The sequence below is a fragment of the Ruegeria sp. D6 genome (assembly GCF_056534365.1).
The window spans coordinates 1-13,957 of the sequence record NZ_JBQFPH010000002.1 but is presented as its reverse complement, the minus strand read 5'-3'; the positions used below and the strand labels follow the sequence as shown (position 1 = coordinate 13,957).

Genomic DNA, 13,957 nt, shown 5'->3' with positions numbered 1-13,957 from the left:
GAATTAGAAGTATTTTGATGCCTTGATTACTTGAAAACACCGGCGCAAACTGCGCTGGTGGTTGCGTAATTTCGATTTGAGAGGACTTAGTTATGCGCGGGACGACGACAGGAAAGCTGGTCAAAGGCCTGACTTTGGCTGCTGGTGTTGCATTAAGTGTGATGCCCGGAAGGTCGGTTTGGGCAGATAATCTGACCGATGCATTCATCGGCGCGTATAACACCAGCGGCCTGCTTGAGCAAAACCGTGCCTTGTTACGCGCAGCGGATGAAGATGTCGCCATTGCGCTCTCGGCGCTGCGTCCGATCATCAACTGGACCGTGCGGGTGAGCCGGGATTACACGCGCACCAATACGAGCAGCTTGATCACGACGCGCGAGCCTTCGAGCTTTTTTTCCGGTCTCACGCTGAGCCAGTTGATCTATGACGGTGGCGCTTCCATCCTTGGCAAGCAATCGGCGCAGGAAACTGTGCTATCAACCCGTCAGTCTCTTATTGATATTGAACAACAAATCCTGATCAGAGCCGCGAACGCCTATCTAGGTGTTCTGCTGCAGGAAGAAACGGTTGCGATCCGCCAGAACAACGTGGAAGTGTCGGCGGAAGAACTGCGCGCATCACAGGATCGCTTTGAAGTAGGTGAGGTTACACGTACCGACGTTGCCCTGTCCGAGGCACAATTGGCCAGCTCTCAGGCTGATTTGGCGGTCGCACGTGGTAACCTGAGCATTGCTCAGGCTGAATACGTAAACGCCGTTGGCAAGACACCTGGGCGGACGGCTGGTCAGCCAAGGCTGCCCAACCTGCCGCGTTCAGAGGCGGATGCGGTGAATTTGGCTCAGCGGAACCACCCTGCGATTCTTTCCGCACAGCATCAGGTGCGTGCGCTGGACCTGATCGTGCAGCAGCAGCGTGCAAATCTGGGTCCGAATGTCAGCCTGAATGCGGATGCGGGCATTACCGAGAGCTACGACAATGACGATTACATCAACGATGCGACGATCTCACTGAACTTCAATCAGCCGATCTATTCCGGTGGCGGTCTGGCGGCAGCGGTGCGTCGTGCGATGGCAACTCGTGATGCGTCGCGTGCCAACCTTCTGAACGTTCAGAAAGACATCACACAAGGTGTTGCCGATCGCTATGCTGCGTTTCAGGCGGCAACTGCAAGCCTGCGGGCGTCAACGGAACGGGTTCGTGCTTCGCAGGTGGCGTTTGACGGTATTCGTGAAGAAGCAACGTTGGGTGCACGGACGACCTTGGACGTCCTGAATGCCCAGCAGGATTTGCTGGACGCGCAATTGGCCGAGGTAGCATCCCGAACCGAGCGGTCGCGGGCGGCATATGAACTGCTGCAAGCCCAGGGGCTGTTGACGGCAGAGCGTTTGGGTCTTGCAGTGCAGATCTATGATCCGACCCTGTATTACAACCTCGTGAAAAAGGCGCCGTCGCAGGTCAGTAAGCAAAGCCGCGATCTGGATCGAGTGCTCAAGGCATTGCGCCGCGACTAAAGGGCATCGCTACCTGTTGTGGCGCTGGCTCAGATTGGCTACAATCGGGCCTAGGTTAGAGCGGTAGAAAATAATGTCAGATCGTGTTGTAAGCGCCAATATTCAGGACGTTCTTTCGTCGGTTAAGCGAATGGTCGACGAGGACGCGCATGACGAATCAGAATTCATCTTTGTTCCGACGGCCCCGGCTGCCAAGCCGGGCCGGTTGGTTTTAACGGATGCGCTGCGCGTCAGCGATGAACCGCTGATCGCCAAGAAGGCCGCGCCCTTGAAACTGATGCCCCAGCATAGCGCGGGTGACAGTACCCCAAAGCAGGCCGCAAATGCGCCAAGCAACCCTGCCGAACCGATGCGGCTGCAACCCAGCGATATTGTGCGCGCTGGTGATGTCGACGCCAAGGCAGACGCACCAAAGCGCGACCTAGCGGGAAGCCTCAGCGCCAAGATTGAAGCTTTGGAAGCTGCTATCGCGCGCACCGAGGATCAGTGGGAGCCTGATGGCGAGAGCGATGACGACTACTCTGGCACCAAGACGCAGGCTGTTGAATGGCCGGCAGACAGAGCTTTTGCGCAGTCTCAGGCTGCTGAACCAAAATCCGAAGCCACATTTATTCGCGACCCGGAGGTGGTGGAAGATATGGCACAGAAGCCGACCGATGTGACAATCGGAGAAGAGGAATTGCGCGAACTCGTCGCCCAGATCGTCCGGGAAGAGCTGCAGGGCGCGCTGGGCGAACGGATCACGAAAAACCTGCGCAAGATGGTTCGGCGTGAGATCGCGCGGGCGATCGCCGCAACGGATATTGACTGAGGCTTAACTGGTGCGTGGCGTCTGCGCCATCGCGAGAAGCAGATCCAGATCCATATGCTGTTCCAGATGGTCGGCAAGGTCGTCCAGCACTTGTTCGACGCCGTCTTCGTAAGCTGTTTCCGATGTCACGCCAAGTTCTGCCAGATAGCTGGCGCGAAACGTGTCCGAGGTGAAAATCCCATGCAGATAGCTGCCGCGTATGCGCCCATTGGCGCTGGCGGCACCTTCCGGGCGACCTTCGATCTGCAGCCAGGCCCGAGCGCAATCCGGGCCATCAGTACGGCCCATGTGGATCTCATATCCGCTGACGGGTTCATGACCGGGCAGGGCGGTTGCTGAGCGCAGGATAACCTGCTTTTCTCCGGCCATTGTCGTGCTGACATCCAGCAATCCCAGCCCTTCGACCCGACCGGGGCGTCCATCGACGCCATCGGGGTCCGAGATAGTTTTGCCCAGCATCTGATAACCCCCGCACAGGCCCAGAACATGACCCCCGCGGCGGACATGGGCATAAAGGTCGATATCCCAACCCTGCGCCCGGAAATAGGCCAGATCGCCGACTGTAGACTTACTGCCCGGCAACAGCACCAGATCGGCATCTCCGGGCAGGGGGCGGCCTGCTGGGATGATCTCGACCGTAACGCCTGGTTCGGCGGAAAGCGGGTCGAGATCGTCGAAATTGGCCATCCGCTCAAGCTGAGGCACAGCGATCTTGCATGCCCCCCCGGTATGAGAGCGGATGTCCATCATGTCTTCTGCCGGCAGCTTCCATGCATCATGGAACCAGGGCACCACGCCCAGGCAGGGCCAGCCGGTCCGGGATGCGATATCGTCGCGCCCTTCATCGAACAGGGAGACATCGCCCTTGAAGCGGTTAATCGCAAAGCCCCGGATCATCGCAAGGTCCCCGGCCTCCAAGACGGCTTGCGTCCCCATGATCTGAGCGATCACGCCACCCCGATGAATGTCGCCCACCAGAACCACCGGAACCTGTGCGGCACAAGCAAATCCCATATTGGCGATGTCACCCTTGCGCAGGTTAGTTTCTGCCGGACTACCCGCGCCTTCGATCAACACCAGATCAGCGTCGCTGCAAAGCCTTTCAAAGCTTTCCAGAGCCGCACCCAGCAGCTTGGACTTGTCCTTGCGATAATCGCCCGCCTTCATTGTACCTGCGCGCTGGCCCTGAAGAATGATCTGCGCGCCGGTATCAGTTTCGGGTTTGAGCAGGATTGGGTTCATATCCGTATGCGTCGGTCGTTTGGCCGCCCGCGCCTGCAGGGCTTGCGCGCGCCCGATTTCGCCGCCGTTTTCCGTAACAGCGGCGTTGTTCGACATGTTCTGCGGCTTGAACGGAGCCACGCGCAACCCGCGTCGCGTATAGGCGCGGGCCAACCCGGCCACCAAAACCGATTTGCCGACATTGCTGCCGGTGCCTTGAATCATGATGGACCGCGCCATGGCCTGTCTCCTATGCTCGGGCGCAGATGACCTGATTTAAGGCCAAAGGAAAAGCCCCATATGAATACGCCTGCGCATCTTTTGATCGGTGCTGCTGTTTTTGCGCGCCCGGCCCGGGGCGCGACGCTATGGGCAGCTCTGTTTGGGTCCTTGTTGCCGGATTTGTCGCTATACCTGATGGCCGGCGTTTCGCTGCACATTCTGAACATCCCGGCACAGGTGGTGTTTGATCAGCTTTACTTTTCACCCGCGTGGCAAACCGTATTCGCCATCGATAACTCGTTCATTTTGTGGGGAGTGGCACTTGCACTCGGGCTGTGGCGCCGCTGGCACCTGGTGACTATTGGCGCATCCGCAGGGATACTTCATTTGGTGATGGATTTCTTATTGCACGCAGGCGATGGCCGACCACAGTTCTGGCCGATCAGTTCATGGGTCTTTCACAGTCCGATCAGCTATTGGGACAGCACACATCATGCGGCTTGGATCGCGCCGATCTCAGTGACGATTTGCATTGCCGCCTATGTGGTGCTTTGGCAGCGCGGCCTGTCGGTTTCGGCAAAACTGTTCTTTGCGCTGTTACTGGCGGCCGAGCTTTGGGTGGCGTGGCAATGGATCATGTTTTTTTGATCTGACCAATCAGCCCAAAGAAAAACGCGCCCCGATGTCAGGGCGCGTTTTTTCAATCGGATGCGAGCGTCAATCAGGCCGCTTCGGCCTGCTGAGCCGCATTCCGGCGCTCGCTTTCTTCGCGGGACAGCGCGACAGACGTCCGTACGCCGCGACCAACAAATTCCATCAGCCCGCCAACAACCCGCTCATTGGGGTCGATGCCGGCGCACGATAGTACTTCGCGCCCATCGCGCGAACGTGCCCAACGGGCAATTTGTTCCGGTCCGTTGCCATACTTCTTGTCGTCGGCGATGGCATCATCCAGAGCAGCCAGTACAACGGCTGCGAAAAGTTTGCGTGCACGATTGCCTTGTTCGTTGTTAAAGGCAGTGCCGTCAACGAAATCTCTCATCTCGTCTTTCCTGTTTTTCTTGCTCTTGCAATTTTCGGCGTGACGGTCCTTATGACCTATTACATGCGATTCGGATACACCTAAAATGCATAGTTGCGTTGCGTCATTTGCATGGCTCGCTGCAGGTGCAGCACTAGGTTTCGTTGTCTTGTCAGGTGTGGTCACGCCAGATATAGGGACGAGAACTGACGCATCAACCGTTTGTGAAGGATTTAAGTCATGCCCAAGATAAATGGGAACGAAATTCGCCCCGGCAATGTGCTTGAGCATAATGACGGACTGTGGGCGGCGGTCAAAGTGGATCACGTAAAGCCCGGCAAAGGCGGAGCTTTTGCCCAGGTCGAGCTGCGCAACCTGCGCAATGGCTCAAAGCTGAACGAACGCTTCCGTTCGGCCGACAAAGTCGAACGCGTGCGCCTTGAGCAGAAGGATCAGCAGTTCCTGTACGAATCCGATGGCATGCTGGTGTTCATGGATTCCGAGACCTACGAGCAGATCGAACTACCTTCGGAACTGCTGGGTGAGCGCCGCCCGTTTCTGCAGGACGGCATGACTATCGTTGTGGAGTTTTACGAAAGCGAGGCGCTGAACGCCACGCTGCCCCAAAAAGTGACCTGCAAGATCGTCGAGACCGAGCCGGTTGTGAAGGGTCAGACTGCGGCGAACTCGTTTAAGCCAGCGGTTCTGGACAATGGCGTCAAGGTCATGGTGCCGCCTTTTATCGGGCAGGATGAGATGATCGTAGTGAATACCGAGACCATGGAGTATTCCGAACGCGCGTAAGCGGACGATAGTTCGGTGCAAAAGGGTCGCTCTGCGGCCCTTTTTTAGGTCCGAATGCGATAGCGCTCGGGATGATCTCCAAACAGCTCCAGCATCAGTTCGTACTTGATGCGATTGGCGCTGACCTGACGGTAGAACGCGATCAAGAAAGCGGTCGGGCCTTGAATGCGTCCGAGACCGCTTATCGCGGCCACGACGGTGCCGACATCGGTTTTACCCTGCAACACCAGCCAGCCGCCCAGCATCAGAATCCCAACAGTCCCTGCGCCATTGATGACACTCAGCAGGAACTTGGCCGAGAGTTTCCAGATGAACATCTTGCGGCGGGTCTCGAATATCTCGTCGAACTGTTTCTCAATCGCTCGCGATGCCGCCTCGATATCCTCGTGCGTCAAGCGGTCGGTCGCGCTGCGCAGGATTCGAACACGCTCGGCCACGAAGATGTTCACTTTTCGCTGAGAGGCCAGAACGATAATGATCTGCGGAACGATCATGGAAAGTGCGATCAAGCCCAGCCCCGGTTGGGTTGAAGAGATGTAGCCGATCACGCTGATCAATGTGCCGATTTGCACCACAGGATCGGAAAACGCACCGCCTGCGAACTTGCCCAGCTCTTCCGCCTCAGCAGATACGGCCGTTGTCATCGTGCCCGAACGAAGGTCTTGCCCCTCTTCGCTGAGATCGATTGATCGGGCAAGCAACCGTCCCCGGATCAGTCGGATGATGTCCTCGCCCAGCGTTCCAGAGCGATACCCGAGCACCCATTTCAACGTGAGGCTCAACAGGATGACGCCCATCATCCCGGTGCCCAGCAACAGCAGGCGATCCACTTCGATGCTATCAGATGTCAGGTGATTGACGATGTCGCGCTGGAACTCAAGCGGAGCAGCCGCCAGCGCAGCCACCGCCAATGACAGCAGAATAAGGATGATTTGCCGTCCGGCGCTGACACGCCATATCGCGGTATAGAGGCGAAACATGCACGTATCCCGTTAGGCCAATTGCAGTCAGTGATACCGCGCGGCCCGGCAGCGTCAAATACGCAAACGGTTTCAAAAAAATGGGCGTGCCGGTTCAGCAACAAAATCAACCTGGCAGTTTTAGCGTCGCGCCACCCGCCTGCATGTCGTCCCCCGCGCGATCCAGCCGAAGGTATGCGATCGCCTTTCCGCCAGACTGTGTAAACAACACCCCGGCGGGTTTACCACTGGAGTGAATCTCGGTCCCGACCGGAGCGGTGCCCGCGATCTCGACAACGCGCAGACCTTTGCGCAACTCAGTCTTGTGCTTCATGCGCGCGGTGACCTCTTGTCCGACATAGCAGCCCTTCTTGAAGTCCAAGCCATTCAGCGCCTCGAACCCGGACTCAAGAATATAGCTGTCTGGCGTCAGTTCGATGCTGGTTTCGGGGATACAGTGACGGACGCGGATAGCATCCCAGTCCGTACCGTCATCACCTTCCGGAGCGGTAGAATAAGCGCGCCATCCCAGATCAGGATGCCGTGGGTCGGGTAGGGCGCCCTCGGGCGCGGGGCCGGTGCCGCGTTGTACGTTCAGGTCGGTCTGGTCGATGGTCACATCTGCACGCAGCTTGTACATCGTCAGTCGTTTGGCAAGCCCGTCGGCCAGCACATCGGCCACATCCAGCAGCACCGACTCACCGTCTCGTTTGAGAAAGAAGTCAGCCAGGTACTTGCCCTGCGGGGTCAGAAGGGCGGCGTAGACCAGCCCGTCGTCCAGCCGCTGCACGTCATTTGTGATCAGCCCCTGCAGAAAGCTATCAGTATCGTTGCCGGTCAGGCGCAGAATGCGGCGATTGGACATGGGTTGATCCTCGTCAATTCGTCTGGCTTCGTGATATAGGAAATCGCGCCGCCATGACCAGAGGGTTTCAGACGTGTCCGCCCCGATCAGCATTGTGATTCCAACCCTTAACGCGGGGCATTCCCTGCCGGGAACGCTACAGGCTTTGATGGAAGGGCTTCATTCAGGCCTGATCCGAGAGTTAATCGTGACCGATGGCGGCTCAGAGGATCCAACACTTGAGATGGCGGATGAAGCCGGAGCCATGATCGTAACAGGCCCGGCGTCAAGGGGAGGGCAGTTGCAAAGGGGGTGTGCCAAAGCATCTGGCGACTGGCTGCTGATCCTGCATGCCGACACCGAGTTGCAGTCAGGCTGGAGCGCCATCGTGGCAGAGCATCTGCGTTCGCACAGGCCAGCAGCCTTCCGATTGCGGTTTCGCGTCAGCGGGATTGGTGCCCGCTGGGTCGCTGGTTGGGCCAACCTGCGTAGCAGAGTGTTTGGTTTGCCCTACGGCGATCAGGGGCTGTTGGTACGCCGCAGGGATTATGACTCTGTCGGAGGATTCCCAGATCAGCCACTGATGGAAGATGTCGCCTTGATCCGCGTGTTGCCGCGCCCGGTGCTGTTGAAAGCGGACGCGGTTACGAGTGCGGAACGCTATATCCGTCAGGGTTGGTTTCGGCGGGGCGCGCGGAACCTTTGGACTCTGGCGCGGTACTTTCTGGGGGCTGATCCGCATCTGCTGGCGCAGTCGTATCGGCGTTGAAAGCTGTGCGTAGCTCAACGATGGATTTGCCCAGACGGAACGGTGCAGCAAAGCTTACCAGACATAGGGCAATGATCTGCAGTACCAAAATATGCGCATTCGCCTGCAGATATTCCCATTCATCCTTGAGCTTGCCGACCTGTTCGATCAGATCGTCATAGCTTTGGGCCAGGATCAGATAATCACCGGCAATCGCAGGCACCTTGCGCCGCATGTTGTCAATTGCGGTTTGTGTTTCATCGTCCAGAGATGTGAAGACGAGAAATTGATCGATGCTGAAGGCATCCGCTTTCGCGGCCATCTCGCGGGCCTCATCCATGTCATCACTCGACGTGCGGCCGAATAGAAAATGCAGGCCTTGAAGCGGGGCTACTTCGTTCGTAACCGCGATGAACAACGGTAAATCGGCATTGCTTGCGGTTGAGGCGGACAGAAACTCTACCTTTTCGCACAAAACAGCTGTATCCGGGTCGTAAGCGGGGTCACAGAACCTCAGCCGAAACCGCGCGGCATCACGGTCGAATGCAAGCGTGGCGGCATAAGCAACGTCGATCTGCCGGTCCAGCCGCGAACTGTCCGAGGTGTAAAGCCCGGCCAACACGGCGACCAGTGCACCGATCCCACCCAATACGACCCAGACCAGATCCGCCAGTTTCCATGCCCGATGCCCTGCAGGTTTGCGGAAAAGAAATCCTGTGCCAAACAGGCCGATCATAAAGGCCAGTATCAGCAGAGGTAATTGGTTTTCAGCGATGAATGTCATACGCCGGAGTGTACGGTCTGCGCAGCGTCTGACAACAGGGCTCACGCGCAGTTGTACCTTATGAAACGTCGCTACCTGACGTCAGGACCCCGAGCTTTGGCCGAACTTGCGAAACAGCTTCGTCCGGTCAAAGGCCTGCTCTAACTCGTCCGTGCGCTGCTTGACACTGTCCCAGAGACGTTCCTGCATTTCGGCAATGGCGCATTCCAATAGCACCACTAGCGAAGTCATGGAATCCCAGGCCGAAGGCACTGCGATCCTTACCGCAAAGGTGTGTTTCGCCAGCCGGTGGATGGGGGATCGCCATTGATCCGTCAGCAGGACAACCTCGGCCCCGCGCTCATGGCAAAGCTGCCCGATCAACAAAGTAGTGTTCTCATAACGCCGCACATCCAAGGCCACCAGCACATCGCCTTCGCGCACTTCGAGCAGATCGTGAGTCCACGACGCTGCATCTGACAGCAGCTTCACATCAGGACGGATCATCTGCAGGTGGAGGTAGAGATATTGCGCCAGGGTCCCGGTTATGCGTCCGCCGGTTATGAAAACACGCCGTTTGGGATCGCAAAGCATACGGCAGAAACTGTCAAACTCATCCGGGTCGACCTCATCAATCGAACGCCGCTGGTTCTCAAGCGCTTGGCGGGAGTAGCGGTTGAGAATGTGTTCTTCAGGCAAGTCATTCTGCCAGACATCCCGTTTGGCGACGGGCCCCGAGATCATCTCTTTCACTTCGCTGCGTATCGCGGACTGAAACTGCGGATAGCCATCAAAGCCGGTTTTCTGAAGCATCCGCGCAACCGTGGCGGTGGAAACCGAGGCGATACTGGCCAGCTCGGTTATGCTGCCAAGCCCTGCCATGGGGTAATCATCCAGCAGCACGTTGACCAACTGCCGCTCGGTCGGTGTCATCATTTCGCGATGCGCAAGGAGCCTTTCTGTCACTCGCACGGAATACTCCTTTCCCTTTCTACCCATGTTTATGTGGAAAATTTGACAATGCAATCTGACTTGGGGAATTTTATACAGGAAATTTATTGACAGGTTAAGAACCTCTGTGGAATTTTTTCCAAATGGAATCACGTAGCGCCACTCTCACCTCTGCTCAGCTTGATTTCGGTCCTGTCGTTCACATCGACGACGCGCCGGAAGAGCCTTCGGTTGTGGTGGTGTGCGAACACGCCTCGCATCGTATCCCGGACGGACTGGGGGATATGGGGCTAAGTGCCGAGGCACTGCGCAGCCATATCGCGTGGGACCCGGGCGCGCTGCCGGTTGCACAGGCACTGGCCCAGCAGTTGAACGGCGTGCTGGTGCATGGCGGGGTGTCGAGGCTGGTTTATGACTGCAACCGCCCTCCCGAAGCCCCCGATGCTATGCCGGAATGCAGTGAAGACACACCGATCCCGGCGAACCTTGAACTGAGCGCCAATGCGCGTCAGCAGCGGATCGAAGGCGTATATGTACCGTTTTGCCAAGGGCTAGAGGATGTTCTGATCCGTCATCACCGCACGCTAAAACTCATGGTGACGGTTCATAGTTTCACGCCGATATACCGCGGAACACCGCGCGATGTTGAGCTTGGTTTGCTGCATGGCCAGGACGCCCGCTTTGCCAAGGCGATGTTGGCCAGCGCCGCGCACGAGCTGCCCCTGGTTACTCGATTGAACGAACCCTATTCGGCGGCAGACGGGGTGGCGCACACTTTGGATCTTCACGCAGCGCCCAACGGATTGTTGAACGTCATGATCGAGATCCGGAATGATCTGATTCAGACAGCCGAGCAGCAGCGGGTCATGGCCGATTGTCTGGCCCCGTGGATCAATCGTACCATTGCTCCGTTCTGTAGCGGGGTGGGCGAATGATCAAGGCAATGTCAGCATATGTGCGTGTAGTCGATGCGGTGAACTACCGGATCGGGCGGGTCATGATGTGGGGCCTGTTCGTGATGATGGGCATCCTGCTGTGGTCCTCGATCTCGAAGACCTTCTTTCTGCCTTCGCTCTGGACGCTAGAAATGGCGCAGTTTGCGATGGTGACTTATTACATCATGGGGGGGCCATATTCGATCCAACTGGGTTCGAACGTTCGGATGGATCTGTTTTACCATAATTGGAGCCATCGCCGGAAAGCCTGGTTCGATGCCTTCACGGTGCTGCTGCTGATCCTTTATCTGGGTGTACTGTTCTACGGTGGGCTTGGATCCACGGCGTACAGCCTGGGCTATTGGGGTGATGAGCCTGTCACCTATTTCACAGGCCTTCTGACCGGCAGCGAAGAGGTCGGACGGCTAGAACGATCCTCCACCGCGTGGCGGCCATACATCTGGCCGGTCAAGGCGATCATGGTCTTCGGCTTCTTCCTGATGCTGCTGCAGGCGATATCAGAATTTTTCAAGGACATTGCGCGGATCAACGGGCAAGAGATCGGGGCAGCGCGGGCATGAGCCAGGAATTTATCGCAATCTTCATGTTCGCTTCGATGATGCTGATGCTGTTTACAGGGCAGCGCGTCTTTGGTGCCATTGGTGCCGTCGCAGCCATTGCGGCACTGGCGCTCTGGGGGACAGGCGGGCAGGACATTCCGTTTTCGGCGGCGATGAAGCTGATGAAATGGTACCCACTGCTGACCCTGCCGATGTTCATCTTCATGGGCTATGTCCTGAGCGAAAGTCGTCTGGCCGATGACCTCTATCGCATGTTCCACGTCTGGATGGGTCCGGTGAACGGTGGGCTTGCCATCGGCACCATCGGCCTGATGGTGCTGGTCTCGGCGATGAACGGGCTCAGCGTGGCAGGTATGGCCATCGGGGCGACGATTGCACTGCCTGAACTGCTGCGGCGCGGATACGACAAGACCATGGTGACGGGGGTCATTCAGGCCGGGTCGAGCTTGGGCATCCTTGTGCCGCCCTCGGTAGTTCTGGTGCTTTATGCCATGATCGCGCGGCAACCCGTCGGTCAACTTTGGCTGGCAGGCATTGTGCCGGGGCTGCTGATGGCGTCTTTGTTCATCCTCTACATCTGGATTCGTTGCCGGCTTCAACCGCATCTGGGACCAGCGATGGAAGACGCGCACGAGGTCCCGAGGTCCGAGAAACTCCGTCTGCTCTGGGCCGGGGCACTGCCATTGATGATTTTCGCTGCGATGATGCTGCCGTTCGTGAACGGTTGGACCTCATTGGTAGAAAGTTCGGCCATCGGAGCGTTGGCGGCGCTTGTGGCGTCAGTCCTCAAGCGTCGGATGACGTGGAAGATTTTCGAGGATTGTACCAAGCAAACACTGGCTATCTCGTGCATGTTCATGTGGATCATCCTTGCGGCGCTGGGCTTCGGCGCGGTGTTTGACGGGCTGGGCGCGGTCAAGGCCATCGAGAACCTGTTCACCGAGCAGTTGGGGCTGTCACCGTGGCTGATCCTGATCCTGATGCAGCTCAGCTTTATCATCATGGGCACGTTCCTGGACGACACCGCAATGCTCGTCATCGTGGCGCCGCTCTATGTGCCGCTCGTGGGGGCGCTTGGTTTCGATCTGATCTGGTACGGTGTACTTTACACCATCACCACCCAGATCGCGTATATGACGCCGCCTTTCGGCTACAACCTGTTCCTGATGCGCGCAATGGCTCCACCAGAAATCAGCCTGCGGGACATTTACCGCTCAATCGTGCCCTTTGTCGGGGTGATGATCCTGGCGCTCGCAATAATCATGATATTTCCCGAGATCGCCTTGTGGCTGCCCGGGTATGTTTACGGAAATTAACCAGAAGGCCCGACACGCGGGCACCCAAACTTAAACGGAGAGGAAATTGACATGACGACAAGACGTAAGTTTCTGAAAACTGCGGGGGTAGGGGTTGCGGCGGCACCTTTGGCAACGCCTGCACTGGCGCAAAGCACGATCACATGGCGGATGCAGACATATGCCGGTCCTGCACTGGCCGAGCATGTGATCGACCCGGCTATCAAGATGTTCAACCAGATCGCCGGTGACCGTATGCAGATCGAGCTGTTCTACGCCGATCAACTGGTCCCGACCGGAGAGCTGTTCCGCGCTATGCAGAAGGGAACCATCGACGCAGTTCAATCGGATGATGACTCGATGGCCTCGCCCACCGAAGTCACTGTTTTCGGCGGCTACTTCCCGTTCGCTTCGCGCTATTCGCTGGACGTACCGGTGCTGTTCAACCAGTGGGGCCTGAACGAGATCTGGGATGAGGAATATTCCAAGGTCGGCGTCAAACACATCAGCGCCGGCGCATGGGATCCGTGCCATTTTGCCACCAAGGACCCGATCAACTCACTGGAGGACATGAAGGGCAAGCGCATCTTTACCTTCCCGACAGCGGGCCGGTTCCTGTCGCAGTTCGGCGTGGTTCCTGTGACCCTGCCTTGGGAGGATATCGAGGTCGCTGTCCAAACCGGCGAGTTGGACGGTATTGCCTGGTCGGGCATCACCGAAGACTACACCGTGGGTTGGGCGGATGTGACTAACTACTTCCTAACCAACAATATTTCGGGGGCCTGGGCCGGCCACTTCTTTGCCAATATGGATCGCTGGAACGAGCTGCCGGAAGATCTGCAGACGCTGTTCAAAGTATGCTGCGATCAGTCGCATTATTATCGCCAATGGTGGTATTGGGGCGGCGAGGCCAACCTGCGGGTTAACGGCACCAAGATGCAATTGACGACGATCCCGGACGAAGAATGGGCAACGGTGGAAGAGGCTGCGGTGAAATTCTGGGATGAAATTGCTGCGGAATCCGAGACCAAGGCAAAGGTCGTGGATATCTTCAAGCGCTACAACGCCGAAATGCTCAAGGCCGGGCGGCCCTATCGTTACGGATAAAATACTTGACCGGCCCGTTCTTTCGCGGGCCGGTCGTTACAGGGACAAAGAATTTTCGTCGAAAATTCTCGCATATCGCAGAGGTATTGCATGCTGACATTTGAGCATTTGAAGGCTGAGGTTTCGTCTGGCGAGATTGATACGGTATTGGTTTGTCTGGTTGACATGCAGGGCCGTTTGATGG

At 57.4% G+C, this 13,957-nt stretch carries 14 protein-coding genes; 9 read left to right on the top strand and 5 right to left on the bottom strand.

Annotation, left to right across the window (positions count from 1 at the left end; genetic code table 11):
- Positions 1 to 92: 92 nt before the first annotated feature.
- Positions 93 to 1,511 (top strand): TolC family outer membrane protein, encoded by a 1,419-nt coding sequence (locus tag ACR0A1_RS07585; protein WP_170391809.1) that lies wholly within the window; start codon positions 93 to 95, stop codon positions 1,509 to 1,511.
- Positions 1,512 to 1,584: 73 nt separating this feature from the next.
- Positions 1,585 to 2,322, top strand: a complete 738-nt coding sequence (locus tag ACR0A1_RS07580) for a hypothetical protein (protein ID WP_480866901.1) — start codon at positions 1,585 to 1,587, stop codon at positions 2,320 to 2,322.
- A 3-nt stretch (positions 2,323 to 2,325) separates the two neighbouring features.
- On the opposite strand, the gene ACR0A1_RS07575 is transcribed toward ACR0A1_RS07580, so the two are convergent.
- Positions 2,326 to 3,783: a cobyric acid synthase gene (locus ACR0A1_RS07575; protein ID WP_480866899.1), complete on the bottom strand. Its 1,458-nt coding sequence runs from the start codon at positions 3,781 to 3,783 to the stop codon at positions 2,326 to 2,328.
- Positions 3,784 to 3,843: 60 nt separating this feature from the next.
- Between ACR0A1_RS07575 and ACR0A1_RS07570 the strand changes: the two genes are divergently transcribed.
- Positions 3,844 to 4,413, top strand: coding sequence for a cobalamin biosynthesis protein CobQ (locus ACR0A1_RS07570; protein WP_480866897.1), 570 nt, complete (start codon positions 3,844 to 3,846; stop codon positions 4,411 to 4,413).
- Between the two features lie 73 nt (positions 4,414 to 4,486).
- Here the strand turns inward: ACR0A1_RS07570 and ACR0A1_RS07565 are convergent, their stop codons facing one another.
- Positions 4,487 to 4,807 (bottom strand): DUF6280 family protein, encoded by a 321-nt coding sequence (locus ACR0A1_RS07565; RefSeq protein ID WP_008757056.1) that lies wholly within the window; start codon positions 4,805 to 4,807, stop codon positions 4,487 to 4,489.
- 219 nt (positions 4,808 to 5,026) lie between these two features.
- Here ACR0A1_RS07565 and efp point away from each other — a divergent pair, with 219 nt between their 5' ends.
- Positions 5,027 to 5,590, top strand: coding sequence for an elongation factor P (gene efp / locus ACR0A1_RS07560; RefSeq protein WP_170391801.1), 564 nt, complete (start codon positions 5,027 to 5,029; stop codon positions 5,588 to 5,590).
- Between the two features lie 44 nt (positions 5,591 to 5,634).
- Here efp and ACR0A1_RS07555 read toward each other — a convergent pair whose 3' ends face one another.
- Entirely contained in the window at positions 5,635 to 6,570 is a 936-nt protein-coding gene (locus ACR0A1_RS07555) for an ABC transporter transmembrane domain-containing protein (RefSeq protein WP_170420966.1), read from the bottom strand.
- Between the two features lie 106 nt (positions 6,571 to 6,676).
- The gene (ygfZ, locus tag ACR0A1_RS07550) at positions 6,677 to 7,414 is read right to left on the bottom strand and encodes a CAF17-like 4Fe-4S cluster assembly/insertion protein YgfZ (RefSeq protein WP_170563570.1); all 738 of its coding nucleotides are present in this window, start codon (positions 7,412 to 7,414) and stop codon (positions 6,677 to 6,679) included.
- Between the two features lie 73 nt (positions 7,415 to 7,487).
- On the opposite strand from ygfZ, the gene ACR0A1_RS07545 reads away from it, so the two are divergent.
- The gene (locus ACR0A1_RS07545; protein WP_480734449.1) at positions 7,488 to 8,162 is read left to right on the top strand and encodes a TIGR04283 family arsenosugar biosynthesis glycosyltransferase; all 675 of its coding nucleotides are present in this window, start codon (positions 7,488 to 7,490) and stop codon (positions 8,160 to 8,162) included.
- A gap of 844 nt (positions 8,163 to 9,006) precedes the next feature.
- Here the strand turns inward: ACR0A1_RS07545 and ACR0A1_RS07540 are convergent.
- Complete coding sequence (locus ACR0A1_RS07540; protein WP_480866894.1) at positions 9,007 to 9,870, bottom strand: MurR/RpiR family transcriptional regulator; 864 nt, start codon at positions 9,868 to 9,870, stop codon at positions 9,007 to 9,009.
- A gap of 128 nt (positions 9,871 to 9,998) precedes the next feature.
- Here ACR0A1_RS07540 and ACR0A1_RS07535 point away from each other — a divergent pair, with 128 nt between their 5' ends.
- Genes ACR0A1_RS07535 through ACR0A1_RS07520 form a run of 4 tightly spaced genes read left to right on the top strand, consistent with a single transcriptional unit; the run spans position 9,999 to position 13,773 of the window.
- On the top strand, positions 9,999 to 10,790 hold the full coding sequence (locus ACR0A1_RS07535; RefSeq protein WP_170692634.1) for an N-formylglutamate amidohydrolase: 792 nt from the start codon (positions 9,999 to 10,001) through the stop codon (positions 10,788 to 10,790).
- On the top strand, positions 10,787 to 11,371 hold the full coding sequence (locus ACR0A1_RS07530; RefSeq protein ID WP_170625351.1) for a TRAP transporter small permease subunit: 585 nt from the start codon (positions 10,787 to 10,789) through the stop codon (positions 11,369 to 11,371). Before ACR0A1_RS07535 ends, ACR0A1_RS07530 begins: the two co-directional genes overlap by 4 nt.
- On the top strand, positions 11,368 to 12,687 hold the full coding sequence (locus ACR0A1_RS07525; RefSeq protein WP_170391787.1) for a TRAP transporter large permease: 1,320 nt from the start codon (positions 11,368 to 11,370) through the stop codon (positions 12,685 to 12,687). The genes ACR0A1_RS07530 and ACR0A1_RS07525 overlap by 4 nt, the downstream gene beginning before the upstream one ends.
- A gap of 51 nt (positions 12,688 to 12,738) precedes the next feature.
- Positions 12,739 to 13,773 carry a TRAP transporter substrate-binding protein gene (locus ACR0A1_RS07520; RefSeq protein WP_170391784.1) on the top strand — a complete coding sequence of 345 codons (1,035 nt, stop codon included), beginning with the start codon at positions 12,739 to 12,741 and terminating at the stop codon, positions 13,771 to 13,773.
- The last annotated feature ends 184 nt before the right edge of the window (positions 13,774 to 13,957 follow it).